Here is a 15,315-nt window from a genome sequence, read left to right on the forward strand (position 1 = left end):
TTAATTGTTATCTCCAAAAGATTCGATTATTTTAACCGCTTCCGATGGGGAAATATCTTGACGGCAATTAGGATAATCATACTCCTCCCGGGCAATTAATGCCCCACTGAGACGATAAAAATATTCTCCCATTTTCATCCAATCGGAATACAAATCGGGTTCGGGGAATTGTTGCCTTAATTCCGAGTCTTGGGGTGTACCATAATTGAGCCAGTATCCTTCTCCAAATAGTGGGGAATTGAGCGCCAGGGTTCCCTCTAATTCTAAACCATCATCGCCCCTGGCGTTTTCGATTCCTTCCACCAAAAAACAGCTATTTTCGGCATTTTCAAAGAGGATTGCGTATCCTTTCCTCTCTTCTGCGAGGATTTTAATCTCGCTGGCCCGAAATCCGGGGGGGATATAGTTAGGTAAAATAATCTTAGCATCTAGCGATCGCAGTTGTTGCCGTTGACTGGCGCTCAAAGTTACCGTTTCTGCTCTCAAATATTGCCCATTGTCAATAATAACAATAGATAATCCTAAAACTAAAGGCCAGAAAAATTTTATGGTCATAATCGCTGTTTCTAGGGTCATATTCTGGAGAATATGTCAGTTTTTAGGGAATTTACTGATTATTTAACCAGATTGACGACGAATATTGCCCTTTTCCTGTTCCCGATTCCCTATTTACCCATTCTAATCGACAAAAAATCATAGCTTATCTGTGGATTCCACTTTTTTCCACTTCTGTCACCCGGAATTATGGGACTGACATCACCCCAAACCCTCTCGTATTCTAAGGTTATCGACAGGAAAGAGAGGTAACAACCATGTTAGTCAGCCACCAAAATCCAACTTTTGTCCGTAACTACTTAATCGCAGTTATCTCCGTGGTGATGATGGGTGTGGGAGTTGCCGATCTCGTCAATAATCCCTCCCGAATCGCTCAACAAAACCGTCTTGATGGTTATGGTCGCTATGTTAGCGCTGGTTTGGTTAGTGGTGCGGTCAATAATATGCGTTAATCTGCTTCTGACACTGGATGTCACCAAGTCCCTTTGAGGACAGATGTTAAAGCGAGATTTGACATTTCTAGCTTTTGTTGTATGATAATGTCGCTAGTCGTTATCCTTATGACCTGGCAATTTCAATAGGGCCTATCATCCATTCTATGAATTCCTATATAGCAATTTCCCGGCTGATGAGGTACCAAATCTCAGGTTTTGTGGAGGGGAACAAAAGGTTTAAGTGAGCGTACCTCATGATACTGGTAAACTCTATAGTCATGGATAAGTACCCTGTCGATATCAAGAGGAGACATTATTCTGCCAGTAATAATGTTGATTTACACATATGTTTTGTCCGACTATAACCGTCGGAATACCGTTAACTTCACCATCATAAAAGGAAAACAATGCTTGAACGTAGATTTGAAAGACTAAACGCATTAGCAGATATTAACTCCGCCTCTAAATATTTGGAAATTGGAGTTAGCTCTGGGGGGACTTTTATTCGGGTGAAGGTTCCCAAAAAAATAGCTGTAGATCCCTGTTTTAGGGACGATGTTCATAAAAAATATGCCAATGAGAACTCAATTTTTTATGAGATAACGAGTGATTCTTTTTTCTCCACTCTCGCTCCCCAACACGGTGAATTCGATCTGATATACTTAGATGGATTACATACTTTCGAGCAAACGTTTAGAGACTTTTGTAATTCTTTACGATACTCTCATTCCCGCACCATCTGGCTTATTGATGATACCTATCCGATTAGTTGGTTGGCCTCTCTTCCTAATTTACGGCTCTTTCGCAGATTAAGAAAATGGCTTAAGATTAAGGATCCAAGCTGGATGGGGGATGTCTATAAGGTCATTTTCGCTATCCATGATTTTTTCCCTCAATTCAGTTATGCGACTTTTCCCGGTCACGGACAAACTGTACTCTGGTTGGAAACCCGAAAGGATTTTACCCCGACTTGGGATTCTTTGGAGAAAATTAGTCGTCTTAGCTATTGGGATTTCGAGAAGTTTAAAGAAACTCATCTACTTATCCGCGATCCCGATACTATTCTTGATCAAATCAAGAATAGCCTTGCTTAACCGCAGCTCCCAAATCCGCTTTTATATAGTATGATTAACTACTCACTCCCCCACTTCCCATCACCCCACAGTTCCTGACTGATAACTGATAACTGAAACTGCCTAAACCCAAGAATGGAGAGCGCGTAATTGAGGGGTTTTTTTAGCTTGGTGGGTCTGCATTCTTTGTAAAACATCATCGAGAATTGTCACCGCTTCGCGGATATATTCCCCCTTATTCAGCATGACACATTCGGCCCTTTCGGCCATAGCGGCATCGGTAATCTCGGCCCGGGAGGGAATACTTTTCTTGACCAGATTTTCTAGGACTTGGGTAGCCCAAATTACCGGAATATGGGCCGCTTCGCATAACCAGAGAATTTCCTCTTGAATTTCTGCTAGTCTTTGATAGCCAATTTCTACGGCCAAATCGCCCCGGGCAATCATCACCCCAAAAGGTTGTTTACCGGCGGCATGGATGATTAATTCGGGTAGATTTTTCACGGCTAAAGGTGTTTCTATTTTGGCCACGATTGCTTTTTGTCGCCAAGCATCCCCCAAACGACTTTGTAACTCTAGCTGTAGTGTCTCGATATCGCTGGCTTTTTGCACAAAAGAGTAACCGATAATATCGGCATTTTGGGCAATAAAATCTAAATCTTGCCGGTCTTTTGCGGTCAAAGGATCGATATTTAAGACGGTATCGGGGAAATTTAGGCCTTTATCTGCTTTGAGTTTTTCCCCTTTCTCCCTGGCGTGGGTAATTTTTAGTAAAAGACCTTCTGGCATTATGGCAATAACTTCAGCCCCAATATGACCATCATCAATCCAAACTTTCGCCCCGACGGGAATTTGGGGAATAATTTCCGGTTGGGAACAATTAGCCTGAAAATACTGAGGATGGGCAGTATGGGGCGTTTGGGTGGTTAAGAGGAGAAAATCCCCTTGATATAGTCTGGTTTGGGACTGGGGGGCTAAAATCTGTTCTAAACGGATTTTTGGGCCAGCTAAGTCCATATAAACTTTACAGGTATGTCCATTGACTAAATTTTCGGTATTTTTGACCGCCTCGCGCAGATTTTCGATCATTCCCTGCCACTCTTTGGGTCCATCATGGGCGCAATTAATGCGAATACAGTCCATCCCGCAACGCAGTAATTGAGCGATAAAATCGGGGTCGGTTGCCGCCTCCGTCGGCATTGTCACCATAATTCGCACCCGACGCCGGGGGGAAGGCAGACCGAAAACTTCGGCGCTATGGGAGGCTAAAAGTTGATCTCCCTGGAAAAATGCCTCTAAAGGGGGATGTTTGGGTAATAATGAGGCTTCTTGATGACAAACCGCCCCTAAAGTGGCAATTACCGCATCGAGGGTCGGTAAAACTTTCGATTCAATCCGGCCTAGGGAAGATAATCCCCAGGGCATTAAAGCTAATTGTAAATCCCGGATATCTTCTTGTCTCAGGGCGAGATAATAGGCTAAATTACGGGTGCTAGGTTGAAAATTCTCCTTTTCAATGAGGTTTTTCCACTGCTGCAATTTCTCCTCTCCTTCCACTGTCACAAAATGCCGTAACTTTTGCAGATGATGGAGGAGAGTTTGAGGGTAGGATAATTGTTCTCGTTTGAGTTGTTCTGAGAGAGTTAAAGACATAAAATCAAGTAAAAATTAAAAATCGTCAATTAAGTAGGGAGGCACAATTATTTGTAGGATGGGTTAGCGGTAGCGTAACATGAGCGGGCGTTGGGTTTCATGCTTCAACCCAACCTACGTTCATCTTATATTTAATTCCACCCACCTACTTACTAAGGCAATACTCGCCTAGAAAATGATCACTTTTGCGGCTTATATTGCTCTTGGCTGGTTATGGGGTCAGTTATTGGGTATAATCTCTCTGTTTCTATACTAAGCAAATATCCCGTCTCTAGAAGTTAATTTTTGCTACGATTTATGTCGGTTATCTTCATGGTGAGTTGGGAAGTTTTGGTTTTCGGGAGTCGCTGGTCGGTGGTCGATACTAAAAAAGCTAGGTTTATCGGTGAAAAATTATCGATAAGCTTCTTTAATCTTATGCCTTTGATAAAATTAAAAATAATGGCGGACATTGGTTGAATAAATTATCTTTTTTGAGCTATATTAAAGGTGCATAAAGTTATTAGTAACTACATTATTAAGTTTTATGAAGGGAGGGAATGCTCCAGAATCGCGACTATAATGATTAAACAGATCATTCCTGTGTCGGCGAGAGCGAGAAAATATGTCTGCCACTGAATACGAAGCAATTATCGGTTTAGAAACCCACTGTCAACTGAACACCAGAAGCAAGATATTTTGTTCCTGTCCCACCAACTTCGATAGTCCCCCCAATACTAACGTCTGTCCCATCTGTTTGGGTTATCCGGGGGTGTTACCCGTCCTTAACCAAGAAGTCCTGGCCAGTGCCGTTAAACTGGGATTAGCTATCGACGGTAAAATCACACCTCATAGCAAATTCGATCGCAAACAGTATTTTTATCCCGACCTGCCGAAAAATTATCAAATTTCCCAGTATGATCTCCCTATTGTCGAACAGGGTCAACTAGAAATCGAGATCGTCGATAAAAAAACTAAGGAAGTTAGCCGCAAAATTATTGGCATTACCCGTCTGCACATGGAAGAAGACGCGGGAAAACTGGTTCATGCTGGTAGCGAACGTCTCTCCGGTTCCACCCATTCCCTCGTGGATTTTAATCGTACAGGTGTACCATTATTGGAAATCGTCTCGGAACCGGATTTACGCACCGGGGCCGAAGCGGCGGAATATGCCCAAGAATTACGGCGTTTAGTGCGTTATCTCGGCATCAGTGACGGGAATATGCAGGAAGGTTCCCTGCGCTGCGATGTCAATATTTCCGTTCGCAAAAAAGGCAATAAAAAGTTCGGGACTAAGGTAGAAATTAAAAATATGAACTCCTTTAGTGCTATCCAAAAAGCCATAGAATACGAGATCGATCGACAAATTGAAGCGATCGAAAATGGCGAACTGATCGTACAGGAAACCCGTCTTTGGGAAGAAGCTACTCAGCGGACGATTAGTATGCGGAAAAAAGAAGGTTCTAGCGATTATCGCTATTTTCCCGAACCGGATTTACCCCCTCTAGAAGTCTCCCCCGAACAGTTAAAAGCTTGGGCGGAAGAATTACCGGAATTACCCGCTCGTAAACGTCGTCGTTATGAAGAAGAATTTGGTCTTTCCGCCTACGATGCCAGGGTTTTAACCGATGATCGCACCGTGGCCGAATATTTTGAAACTGCTGTAATTGCGGGGGCAAATGCGAAATTAGTCGCTAACTGGATCAGTCAGGATATCGCCGCTTATTTGAATAATAATAAGCTGACGATCACAGAAATCGCCCTGCAAGCGTCAGACTTAGCCGAATTAGTTAAACTGATTGAAACGGGAACAATTAGTGGCAAAATTGCTAAGGAAATTTTACCCGAACTTCTCAGCCAAGGCGGTTCACCAAAAGCTCTGGTTGAACAGAAAGGATTAATACAAATTTCTGACAATTCTGCGATCGAAAAACTGATCGAGGAAATTATCGCCTCCCATCCAAGCGAGTTAGAAAAATTCCGGGCGGGTAAAACCAATCTTAAGGGATTTTTTGTCGGTCAAGTCATGAAAAAAAGCGGCGGTAAAGCCGATCCTAAATTAACTAGCCAAATCCTAGATCAAAAACTTTCTGGTTAGTTATATTCGGTTCTTCGTTACTTAGTATGGTTCGATAGGGTGGCATAAATCGACTAAATCCTTATCTGGCAAGAGATTTAATTGATTAGTTCGCTTTAGATAGAAAACAATTAACAAAAATCGCCAAATGTCTTTCTCTATAAGAGTTTCATTCCTTATAACCCTGTACGTTGCATAAGACAAACCGAAGAGCCTTATATTCAGTAATCAGTTATCATTTTAGCCGTCAGCCGTCAGCCATCAGCTTTTTTCTCCCCTCTCTCCTCTCTCCAATTCATAATTCATAGGGAGCATCTCACCTTTGTAACCCCTAAATCAGGTTTTATGTCAAGCTATTTTGAAAGCCTTGCTAGAAAACAGTTTTAGGGACAAGTATAATTACTCGCTTGCATAAATGAGATGCTCCCAATTCATAATTCATAATTTATAATTTATAATTCATAATTCCCACTTCCCCATCCCTAGCCCCTGAAATTTAAAATATAAAACAGCTTATGAACCGTCAAAAATTTGCTTGGGGATATTCTAGTTATAAATTGCGTCAGAGAGAAAATTTTAAAGAATTTCTGTGTTTACTGGGATTATTGATAGCGGCCTTAATTATCTATCTAGTGGGATTAGGTAATTTACCCTTGCGGGATTGGGATGAAGCGACCATCGCTCAGGTGGCCAAGGAAATTAGCCAAACCCCACTGGAACAATTGCGCTGGTTATTTCCCAGTTTTTGGGGTGATCCCTACCTGAATAAACCGCCTTTGATTCACAGTTTGATTGGTCTAACCTACCATTTCTGGGGCATCAATGAGGCCAATACTAGACTAATTCCCGCTTTTTTTACAGCTTTATCGGTGCCGATCCTCTACCTTCTCGGTCGAGAAATTTTTCCCGCTCGTTTGCCGGCTTTACTATCGGCCTTGATCTATCTAACTCTTTTGCCGGTGGTGCGCCATGGCCGTTTAGCCATGTTGGATGGAGCGGTATTGTGTTTTGAAATGCTGATGTTTGTTGGTTTACTGCGCTCACGGCGCGATTTACGCTGGTCTCTGGGGGCGGGGTTAGGATTTGCCCTCCTTTGTCTGACTAAGGGGATTATGGGGCTATTATTGGCGGGTATCGGCTTGATTTTTCTGCTCTGGGATACCCCCCGGTTATTAACTTCTGCCTATTTTTGGTCGGGTTGGTTGTTGGGAGCAACCCCCGCTTTTGCTTGGTATAGCGCCCAATTTTGGCACTACGAGCGGGAGTTTCTCGATTCCCTTTTTGTTCAACAGTTAAAGCGAGTTAGTGACCATCTGGACGATCATCGCGGACCGTTTTGGTATTATCTGCTGGAAATTCTTAAATATAGTTGGCCTTGGTTAATTTTCTCGGTTTGGGGTTTACGTTTAGCCCGTCGGGAACATCTCTACAGTTGGGCGAAGTTACTGTTAGTTTGGACGGGTGTTTATCTGTTGGTGGTTTCGGTAATGGCGACCAAGTTGCCTTGGTATATTCTGCCGATCTATCCGGCCTTGGCTTTAGCGGCCGGTTATGCCTTGGCGCAGGTGGGTAATCTTCCCATCGATCGCACCTATAATCCAATCTGGTCAATTATTCTGGGTATTATCGGCGTTGTGACGGGTTTATTAGCTTTAATGGCCTATTTCCCTGGTAATTTTGCCCCTATCGAACCGCTCCATCCCTTAATTCTTTTAACCTTATTGTCACTTTCCCTGACCATGGTAACAACGGCGATTTTGTTAGCTCGGCGCTCGGAACAATTCAGCGTGGTTTTACTCTGGGGAATGTTGGTTTCTTTGTTTATTTTTGTCAATTCTCCCCTGTGGATCTGGGAATTAAATGAGAATTTCCCCGTCAAACCGGTGGCGAGTTTAGTGCAGAAATATGTGCCGGCCGATCACCCTGTTTATATTGCTTTTGCCTACGAGCGCCCCTCATTAAATTTTTATAGTGGTCGTCGGGTTTTTCCCCTTGCTGCCGAAGAATTAATCAATCATTGGCAAAGTCACAAGCAACCTTACCTGATTATCGATCGTCAAACTAAAGAAGCTACTGATTTAGAAGGATTAAAGGCGATCGGATCCACGGATTCCGGTTGGTTTTTGGTGACGAAGCAGTAGTGAGGTTAATTTTGTGCATAGGTCGATAGCAAATTAGCTGAGACTTTAACTTGCTGGCTTCAAATATTACAAAAATTTTACAAGTTGCGTTAAAATCACCCCTAGCGATGAAACGCAACACTTTTGTAATTGTTGAAACCGAGATTAATATGCTAAATAGGTCAATTACGGCCGAGAAAACCGAGGAATTCGCTCCTGCTGACCTGCAAGACCTGCTAGACTGTACCGATAGCTTTGTTAACCGTCACATTGGGCCGACGGAGACGGAAATAGAGAAAATGCTGGCGGTTTTGGGTGTTGCTACCGTGGAGGAGTTAATCGCTAAAACTGTCCCGTCAGGAATTCGTTTACAAAAAAACCTTAATCTAGCACCTGCCTTGAGTGAATACGCCGCTCTTGCCCAATTAAAAGCTATTGCCTCCAAAAATCAGGTATTTCGCTCCTTTATTGGCATGGGCTACCATGACTGTATCACCCCGCCGGTAATTCTCCGCAACATCTTAGAAAATCCGGGTTGGTACACGGCCTATACTCCCTATCAAGCGGAAATCGCCCAAGGACGCTTAGAAGCTCTCTTAAACTTCCAAACTCTCATCACTAGCTTAACCGGTCTGGAAATTGCTAACGCTTCCCTCCTCGATGAAGGAACAGCAGCCGCGGAAGCGATGAGCATGAGTTATGGACTGTGTAAAACTAAAGCCAATGCTTTCTTTATCTCCAGTAGTTGCCATCCCCAAACGATTGAAGTTGTTAAAACCAGAGCGATTCCTTTAGGTATTGACATTATTATCGAGGATCATCGTCTCTTTGACTTTCAAACGCCGATTTTTGGCGCATTATTACAATATCCAGCCACCGATGGCGTAATTTATGACTATCGGCAATTTATCGCCAAAGCGCAGGAAAATGGGGCTTTAGTCACCGTTGCCGCCGATATTCTCAGTTTAGCCCTGTTGACTCCCCCCGGCGAATTGGGGGCTGATATTGCCGTGGGTAGCAGTCAACGCTTTGGGGTTCCCTTGGGTTATGGGGGTCCCCATGCTGCCTATTTTGCCACCAAAGATGCCTATAAACGCAGTATTCCGGGGCGCATTGTCGGGGTATCGAAGGATAGTCAGGGTAAACCCGCACTGCGTTTAGCTTTGCAAACCCGCGAACAACATATCCGCCGGGATAAAGCCACCAGTAATATTTGTACCGCACAGGTGTTACTAGCGGTGATTGCTTCCATGTACGCGGTGTATCACGGACCGGAAGGAATCAAGAAAATCGCCCAAAGAGTGCAGAAATTAACCGCTTTATTGGCAAATGGTTTAAAAAAGTTGGGTTATCAAGTGGGGAAAGAACCGTACTTCGATACGCTCAAAGTTACGGTATCCACGGGAGTTAAGGATATCTTCGCCAAGGCAAAAACCCATAAGATTAATCTGCGTTATTTTGATGAGAATAATCTAGGAATTAGTGTCGATGAAACCACCAGTCTCAGGGATGTGTGGGATTTATGGCAAATTTTTGCCCCAACCGAGGAATTACCCTTTACCGCAGCCGAATTAGTCGAGAAAATTAGTCTAGAATTACCCGCTAATTTAACCCGTACCAGTGCCTATCTTACCGAACCGGTGTTCAATCGTTACCACTCGGAAACGGAATTACTCAGATATCTGCACCGTCTGGAAACAAAGGATCTAGCCTTAAATACTTCCATGATTCCCCTCGGTTCCTGTACGATGAAACTCAATGCCGTAGCGGAGATGATTCCGGTAACTTGGGCAGAATTCGGCAAATTACACCCTTTTGCCCCGATTGACCAAGCAGAAGGCTATCAACTGCTCTTTCAACAGTTAGAAACTTGGTTAGGGGAAATTACCGGGTTTGATGGCATTTCCCTACAACCGAACGCCGGTTCTCAGGGAGAGTATGCCGGTTTACAGGTAATCCGAGCCTACCATGAAAGTCGCGGTCAAGGTCATCGTCAGATTTGCTTAATTCCTGAGTCCGCTCACGGGACTAATCCTGCCAGCGCCGTTATGTGTGGTATGAAAGTAGTGGCGGTTAATTGCGATTCTCGGGGCAATATTGATATTAATGACTTAAAAACTAAGGCCGAGAAGCATCAGGATAATCTAGCGGCTTTGATGGTAACGTATCCTTCCACTCACGGCGTTTTTGAACAGGGAATTAGCGAAATTTGTGCCTTGATTCATCAATACGGTGGTCAAGTGTATATGGATGGCGCGAATATGAATGCTCAGGTGGGTTTATGTCGTCCGGCGGATTTTGGTGCTGATGTCTGTCACTTGAATCTCCATAAAACTTTCTGTATTCCCCACGGTGGTGGCGGCCCCGGTATGGGACCAATCGGAGTAAAATCCCATTTAGTGCCTTTTCTACCCGATGTTTCCCTAGTTTTGGCGAAATTATCCCCAGAAACCGCTAACGGTAAGCATCAGGACTCAATTGGCGCAATTTCGGCCGCGCCTTGGGGTAGTGCCAGCATTTTGGTGATTTCTTGGATGTATATCGCTATGATGGGGGCAGCAGGCTTGAAAAAAGCGACAGAAGTGGCAATTTTGAACGCTAATTATATGGCTTTTCGTCTGGAGTCGGCCTATCCGGTGTTATTTAAGGGTAGCGCGGGAACGGTTGCCCACGAGTGCGTGATTGATTTACGTCCCCTGAAAAAACAGGCCGGCATCGAGGTGGAAGATGTGGCAAAACGCTTGATGGATTTCGGTTTCCACGCGCCGACGGTTTCTTGGCCCGTGGCGGGTACAATGATGGTGGAACCCACGGAAAGCGAATCTTTGGGCGAATTAGACCGTTTTTGTGAAGCTTTGTTAACTATCTATCAAGAAGTACAAGCGATCGCTAATGGTAGCATGGATCCCCACGATAATCCTTTGAAAAATGCCCCCCACACAGCTGCGGTTTTAACTGCCGATGATTGGAGTCGTCCCTATTCCCGTCAACAGGCAGCTTACCCGCTTTCTTGGCTAAAAGATTATAAATTCTGGCCAGTAGTCGGACGGGTTGATAATGCTTACGGGGACAGAAATCTGGTTTGTTCCTGTGAGGGTATGGACGCTTATAAGTAGGGTTTGCGGCAAAGAGTTTTTCCTGGGTGTAGGGTGGGGTGCATCTCATTTTTGTAAATCTACTAATTTGGGATTTTTCAAGGGAAACTTTCTCCTAAAATTGGGTGTGTTACTTTCAGTTTTATCACTCAATCCAAGCTTTTGGGGGGTTCTACCCCCCAAACCCCCCGTTGGGGGCATGGCGCCGCCCCCAAACCCCCCGCGCATTAGCTTTTCGGTGGGATGCTTACACGCGATTGTTCATATTTTTGTACCAATTTCAGAGTTACTGATAATTGCTGATTGTCGATATTTCTGCAAATGTTGGATGCAGCCGTGGGGTGTAGGGTGTAGGAATTATGAATTATGAATTATGAATTGGGGAGCGGGGAGAAAAAAGCTGTCTCCTGTCTCCTGAATCCTGTCTCCTGACGACCGGATCCTAACCCTAACAAAGGCCTATTTTAAATACCTCTTGTGCCACTCGCTCACAACTGCCTACTGTTCCTAAACCGTCCTTGATTTCTGCGTATTCATCTAACATTTTTTGCCGACGTTGCTGATTTAATAATAAATCTAGACATTCCTGCATAATTCTCTCTGGGTTAGCTTCCTCTTGTAATAATTCGGGAACAATTTCTCGCATTAAAACTAAATTTACCGGTGAGACAAATGGTACAGAAAACTTCATAATATTGCGGGCAATCCAAGCAGTCACTGCACTTAAACGGTAAACCACCACCTGCGGCACATTTAACAAAGCAATTTCGAGATTAACTGTACCAGACTTAGCCACAGCCAGATCGGCTGCGGCAATCGCTTCTAAAGTCTGATCTCGTTCCATAATCACCGCATTTAATCCGTATTCCGCCACTAATTCTCGCATTTTTGGTTCGTATAAAGCTAAGGGAACGGGAATTAAAAACTTAATATCGGGAATTTTTTCCTGTAATTTTTTAGCAGCAGCGCACACCGTCGGCACGAGATATTTAAACTCCTGTTGACGGGAAGCGGGTAACAAAGCGATCACCGTTTCTTGGGGTTTTATTGCCCATTTTTGCCGCATTTCTTGGCGATTGGGAGCATTAGCCATACGATCAACTAAAGGATGTCCCACCCAAGTTACCGGTAAACCTTTTGTTTCAAAAAAACGGGCTTCGGCAGGAAAAATTGCCAATAATTTATCCGTGACGGCGATTAATTTTTCCGTATTAAATAACTTTTCTGCTGTGGCCCTTAGTTTAGCTGAGGGGATATTTTCTTCCGACCAAATCCACACCTGTGGGGCAATATAATAAATAATTGGGACATCGGGAATAATTTTTTTAGCCGACTGACCGATCGCCACATTGGCCCCCACATAATCAATTAAAATAATCAGATCGGGAGGATGATCTCTAAAAAACTCTTTTGCTCGTTTTTGTAGTTGTAAAGTTGGCCAAATAAAGGGGATAGATTCAATTAATCCCATGGCAGCCAGTCGAGTGGTTTTACCCAACATTTTCGCCCCGGCTAACTCCATGCGATCGCCACCTAGGGCAAAAATTTCTAACTCAATTTCCTGGGTTTTAGCTAGTTTAAAAAGGGATTCAATCAGCATGGCTGCCTGTAAATCACCCGATACCTCACCCGTACTAATAAATATACGCATTTGGATAATTATTTGATAATAAAAGAATTCAGGAGTTGGGAGATAGGAGTCAGGAGACAGGATTGCTGGAGTCAGGAGATTATTTTTATTTATTTTTCCCACTTCCCCATCACCCTACACCCCACACCCTACACCCCACTTCCCCACTTCCCCACTTCCCCACTTCCCCACTTTCCACACCCTGTTCCTCAATCAAGAAATTATTTTCCCGGAATTAAACCGCGACGTTTTTCTCCCGTGGTAGAGGATTGTAAAAATTGACAGAGATGTTGAACATGGGGGTTATCGGTTAAGAGAGAAACTTGTTCTAAAGCCTCCTGAAGATTTATATTAGAACGATAGATAATCCGAAAAGCTTTTTTGAGTAAAGCTAAATCTTCATCGGTAAAACCTGCTCTTTGTAACCCGACTAAATTAAGAGTTCGCACCCGACAGGGATTGCCTTCCACTAAAGTAAAAGGGGGAACATCGCGATCAATACGACTCATTCCTCCTAACATGGCCATTTTGCCAATATGAACAAATTGATGTACTCCTAAAACCCCCCCGATAACTGCTTTTGATTCGATCTGGACATGACCAGCCAAGGCGACACTATTAGCGATAATAATGTTATCTTGCAAAATACAATTATGGGCAACGTGAACATAGGCCATTAATAAATTATTACTGCCAATTTGGGTAACTTCTCCCGTATCCGTGGCGCGATTAATCGTGACAAACTCGCGAATTTGGTTATGATCACCAATTTCTACGCTACTTTCGCCACCTTTATACTTTAAATCCTGTGGTTCATTACCAATAACAGCCCCGGAAAAAATATGATTACCCTTGCCAATTTTGGTCGGACCCTCAATGACCACATGGGCATCAATAATTGTATCAGCTTCAATTTCCACATTGGCCCCGATCACAGCATAGGGACCAACTTTAACCTTTGGAGCAAGTTTTGCCGACGGATGGATAACCGCAGTGGGGTGAATTAACGTATTCAAAGGGAAGTCTCCCGCGCTCAACTTCGTCACTGTATGAATCATGGTATAGCTTATCCTATATTGGACAGATTGTGATCAAGATTGATAGCGGTTGCTTGCGGAGGGGACGACTTTAATGGGGAACCAGAACCCGATAAACTATTAACCAGATTCTCTTGGTTCCTTCGTCCCTCCCATCCTGATAAAAAATATATGAGCAATAATAGACCTAAAATTATAGTCTTAGATGACGACCCGACAGGTTCCCAAACAGTCCATAGTTGTCTGTTATTGATGCGGTGGGATGAAGATACTCTCCGCTTGGGATTGGCAGATAATGCGCCAATTTTCTTTGTTTTGACGAATACGCGCGCTTTAACCCCCGAAAAAGCCGAGTCTGTCACGCGAGAAGTCTGTCATAACCTGAAAACTGCCTTAACTAAAGAGGGAATCGAGGATTTTTTGGTGGTTAGTCGTTCCGATTCTACCCTGCGCGGGCATTATCCGATCGAAACTGATGTTATTGCCGAAGAATTGGGCGGTTTTGATGCTCATTTCCTGATTCCAGCCTTTTTTGAGGGGGGGAGAATCACCCGTGATAGTATTCACTATTTAATCATCGATGGCGTTCCCACTCCCGTCCACGAGACGGAATTCGCTCGCGATTCGGTTTTTGCCTACCATTACAGTTATCTGCCGGATTATGTGGAGGAGAAAACGCAAGGTAAAATTAAAGCAGATGATGTGGAAAGATTTTTACTGGCAGATATCCGTCAAGGTAGTTTAGAACGACTGCAAAAGCTCGAAAATAATCAATGTGGGGTGGTAGATGGGGAAACTCAAGCGGATCTCGATCGCTTTGCTGAAGATATTTTAACCGCCGCAGGGGAGGGAAAAAAATTTTTATTCCGTAGTGCCGCCAGTATTCTAACTTCTTTGGCTAATTTAGGAACTCAACCGATCGCACCCGAATCTATGGGTAAGTATAAGCCCACGGGGGAAGCCGGGGCAATTATCGTCGGTTCCCACGTCAAAAAAACTAGCCAACAATTAGATGAACTGCTTCAACAACCCAACACCGTCGGAGTCGAAATCGATGTGACGGCATTGCGCGATCGTCCTGAGCAACGAGAGCAACTCCTAGCACAAGCTCTGGAAAAAGTCAAGCTTATTCACAAAAATAAACAAACCCCCGTGATCTATACCAGTCGGCAAGAGTTAACCTTTGCTTCTGTGCAGAAACGTCTTGATTTTGGGGTTGCCGTCTCCACCCTGTTAATGGACATTGTTAAGGGTTTACCCAGTGATATCAGTTTTTTAATCAGTAAAGGCGGAATTACCTCTAATGATGTCTTAAGTACGGGTTTAAGCCTGCAATCGGCCCGTTTACTCGGTCAGATTCTCCCCGGTGTCTCCATGGTCCGTACAGCAGCCGATCATCATCTCTTTCCTAATTTACCTGTGGTTCTTTTCCCGGGTAACGTTGGTGATGTCCAAGCTTTAGCCACAGTTTATCAACGTTTGTGCCAATAGGAGGCAATCAGTGATCAGTGAGCAGATGTGAGTGCGATCGCCGCTCTTGTAGGGTGCGTTAACGAAGTGTAACGCACCTAATCTATGGTTATTCAATAATTGATGTAATGGTGGATTACGCTGCGCTAATCCACCCTACTGGATTGTTTCAGCTAATTTGGTGTATTAGAA

At 43.9% G+C, this 15,315-nt stretch carries 10 protein-coding genes; 6 read left to right on the top strand and 4 right to left on the bottom strand.

Translation table 11 applies throughout. The features are described from left to right. Positions 1 to 576 (bottom strand): hypothetical protein, encoded by a 576-nt coding sequence (locus tag IM456_RS11700; RefSeq protein WP_125731543.1) that lies wholly within the window; start codon positions 574 to 576, stop codon positions 1 to 3. A 236-nt stretch (positions 577 to 812) separates the two neighbouring features. Here IM456_RS11700 and IM456_RS11705 point away from each other — a divergent pair, with 236 nt between their 5' ends. Then, complete coding sequence (locus IM456_RS11705; protein ID WP_002738625.1) at positions 813 to 1,007, top strand: hypothetical protein; 195 nt, start codon at positions 813 to 815, stop codon at positions 1,005 to 1,007. Between the two features lie 389 nt (positions 1,008 to 1,396). Continuing rightward, on the top strand, positions 1,397 to 2,083 hold the full coding sequence (locus IM456_RS11710) for a class I SAM-dependent methyltransferase (protein ID WP_287693234.1): 687 nt from the start codon (positions 1,397 to 1,399) through the stop codon (positions 2,081 to 2,083). Positions 2,084 to 2,185: 102 nt separating this feature from the next. Here IM456_RS11710 and IM456_RS11715 read toward each other — a convergent pair whose 3' ends face one another. Further along, positions 2,186 to 3,715, bottom strand: coding sequence for a pyruvate kinase (locus tag IM456_RS11715; protein WP_287693233.1), 1,530 nt, complete (start codon positions 3,713 to 3,715; stop codon positions 2,186 to 2,188). 604 nt (positions 3,716 to 4,319) lie between these two features. Here IM456_RS11715 and gatB point away from each other — a divergent pair. The 3 genes from gatB to gcvP all read left to right on the top strand — a co-directional run bounded on the left by gatB (position 4,320) and on the right by gcvP (position 11,007). Next, positions 4,320 to 5,792 (top strand): Asp-tRNA(Asn)/Glu-tRNA(Gln) amidotransferase subunit GatB, encoded by a 1,473-nt coding sequence (gene gatB, locus IM456_RS11720; protein ID WP_149986462.1) that lies wholly within the window; start codon positions 4,320 to 4,322, stop codon positions 5,790 to 5,792. Positions 5,793 to 6,286: 494 nt separating this feature from the next. Beyond that, the gene (locus tag IM456_RS11725) at positions 6,287 to 7,912 is read left to right on the top strand and encodes an ArnT family glycosyltransferase (RefSeq protein ID WP_149986461.1); all 1,626 of its coding nucleotides are present in this window, start codon (positions 6,287 to 6,289) and stop codon (positions 7,910 to 7,912) included. Between the two features lie 107 nt (positions 7,913 to 8,019). Beyond that, positions 8,020 to 11,007, top strand: coding sequence for an aminomethyl-transferring glycine dehydrogenase (gene gcvP, locus IM456_RS11730; protein ID WP_287693232.1), 2,988 nt, complete (start codon positions 8,020 to 8,022; stop codon positions 11,005 to 11,007). Between the two features lie 427 nt (positions 11,008 to 11,434). On the opposite strand, the gene lpxB is transcribed toward gcvP, so the two are convergent. Next, positions 11,435 to 12,637, bottom strand: coding sequence for a lipid-A-disaccharide synthase (gene lpxB, locus IM456_RS11735; RefSeq protein WP_287693231.1), 1,203 nt, complete (start codon positions 12,635 to 12,637; stop codon positions 11,435 to 11,437). 200 nt (positions 12,638 to 12,837) lie between these two features. After that, positions 12,838 to 13,674: an acyl-ACP--UDP-N-acetylglucosamine O-acyltransferase gene (gene lpxA / locus IM456_RS11740; protein ID WP_002797088.1), complete on the bottom strand. Its 837-nt coding sequence runs from the start codon at positions 13,672 to 13,674 to the stop codon at positions 12,838 to 12,840. A 150-nt stretch (positions 13,675 to 13,824) separates the two neighbouring features. On the opposite strand from lpxA, the gene IM456_RS11745 reads away from it, so the two are divergent. After that, on the top strand, positions 13,825 to 15,144 hold the full coding sequence (locus IM456_RS11745) for a four-carbon acid sugar kinase family protein (RefSeq protein WP_287693230.1): 1,320 nt from the start codon (positions 13,825 to 13,827) through the stop codon (positions 15,142 to 15,144). The last annotated feature ends 171 nt before the right edge of the window (positions 15,145 to 15,315 follow it).

The sequence above is a fragment of the Microcystis sp. M079S1 genome, from assembly GCF_020246425.1.
In the GTDB taxonomy this organism is placed as follows: domain Bacteria; phylum Cyanobacteriota; class Cyanobacteriia; order Cyanobacteriales; family Microcystaceae; genus Microcystis; species Microcystis aeruginosa.

Bases quoted from the DNA above. Each gene is read 5' to 3' on its own strand.
- gatB (WP_149986462.1), top strand. From the start codon at position 4,320: ATGTCTGCCACTGAATACGAAGCAATTATCGGTTTAGAAACCCACTGT.
- gcvP (WP_287693232.1), top strand. From the start codon at position 8,020: ATGAAACGCAACACTTTTGTAATTGTTGAAACCGAGATTAATATGCTA.
- IM456_RS11700 (WP_125731543.1), bottom strand. From the start codon at position 576: ATGACCCTAGAAACAGCGATTATGACCATAAAATTTTTCTGGCCTTTA.
- IM456_RS11745 (WP_287693230.1), top strand. From the start codon at position 13,825: ATGAGCAATAATAGACCTAAAATTATAGTCTTAGATGACGACCCGACA.
- IM456_RS11725 (WP_149986461.1), top strand. From the start codon at position 6,287: ATGAACCGTCAAAAATTTGCTTGGGGATATTCTAGTTATAAATTGCGT.
- lpxB (WP_287693231.1), bottom strand. From the start codon at position 12,637: ATGCGTATATTTATTAGTACGGGTGAGGTATCGGGTGATTTACAGGCA.
- IM456_RS11710 (WP_287693234.1), top strand. From the start codon at position 1,397: ATGCTTGAACGTAGATTTGAAAGACTAAACGCATTAGCAGATATTAAC.
- lpxA (WP_002797088.1), bottom strand. From the start codon at position 13,674: ATGATTCATACAGTGACGAAGTTGAGCGCGGGAGACTTCCCTTTGAAT.
- IM456_RS11715 (WP_287693233.1), bottom strand. From the start codon at position 3,715: ATGTCTTTAACTCTCTCAGAACAACTCAAACGAGAACAATTATCCTAC.
- IM456_RS11705 (WP_002738625.1), top strand. From the start codon at position 813: ATGTTAGTCAGCCACCAAAATCCAACTTTTGTCCGTAACTACTTAATC.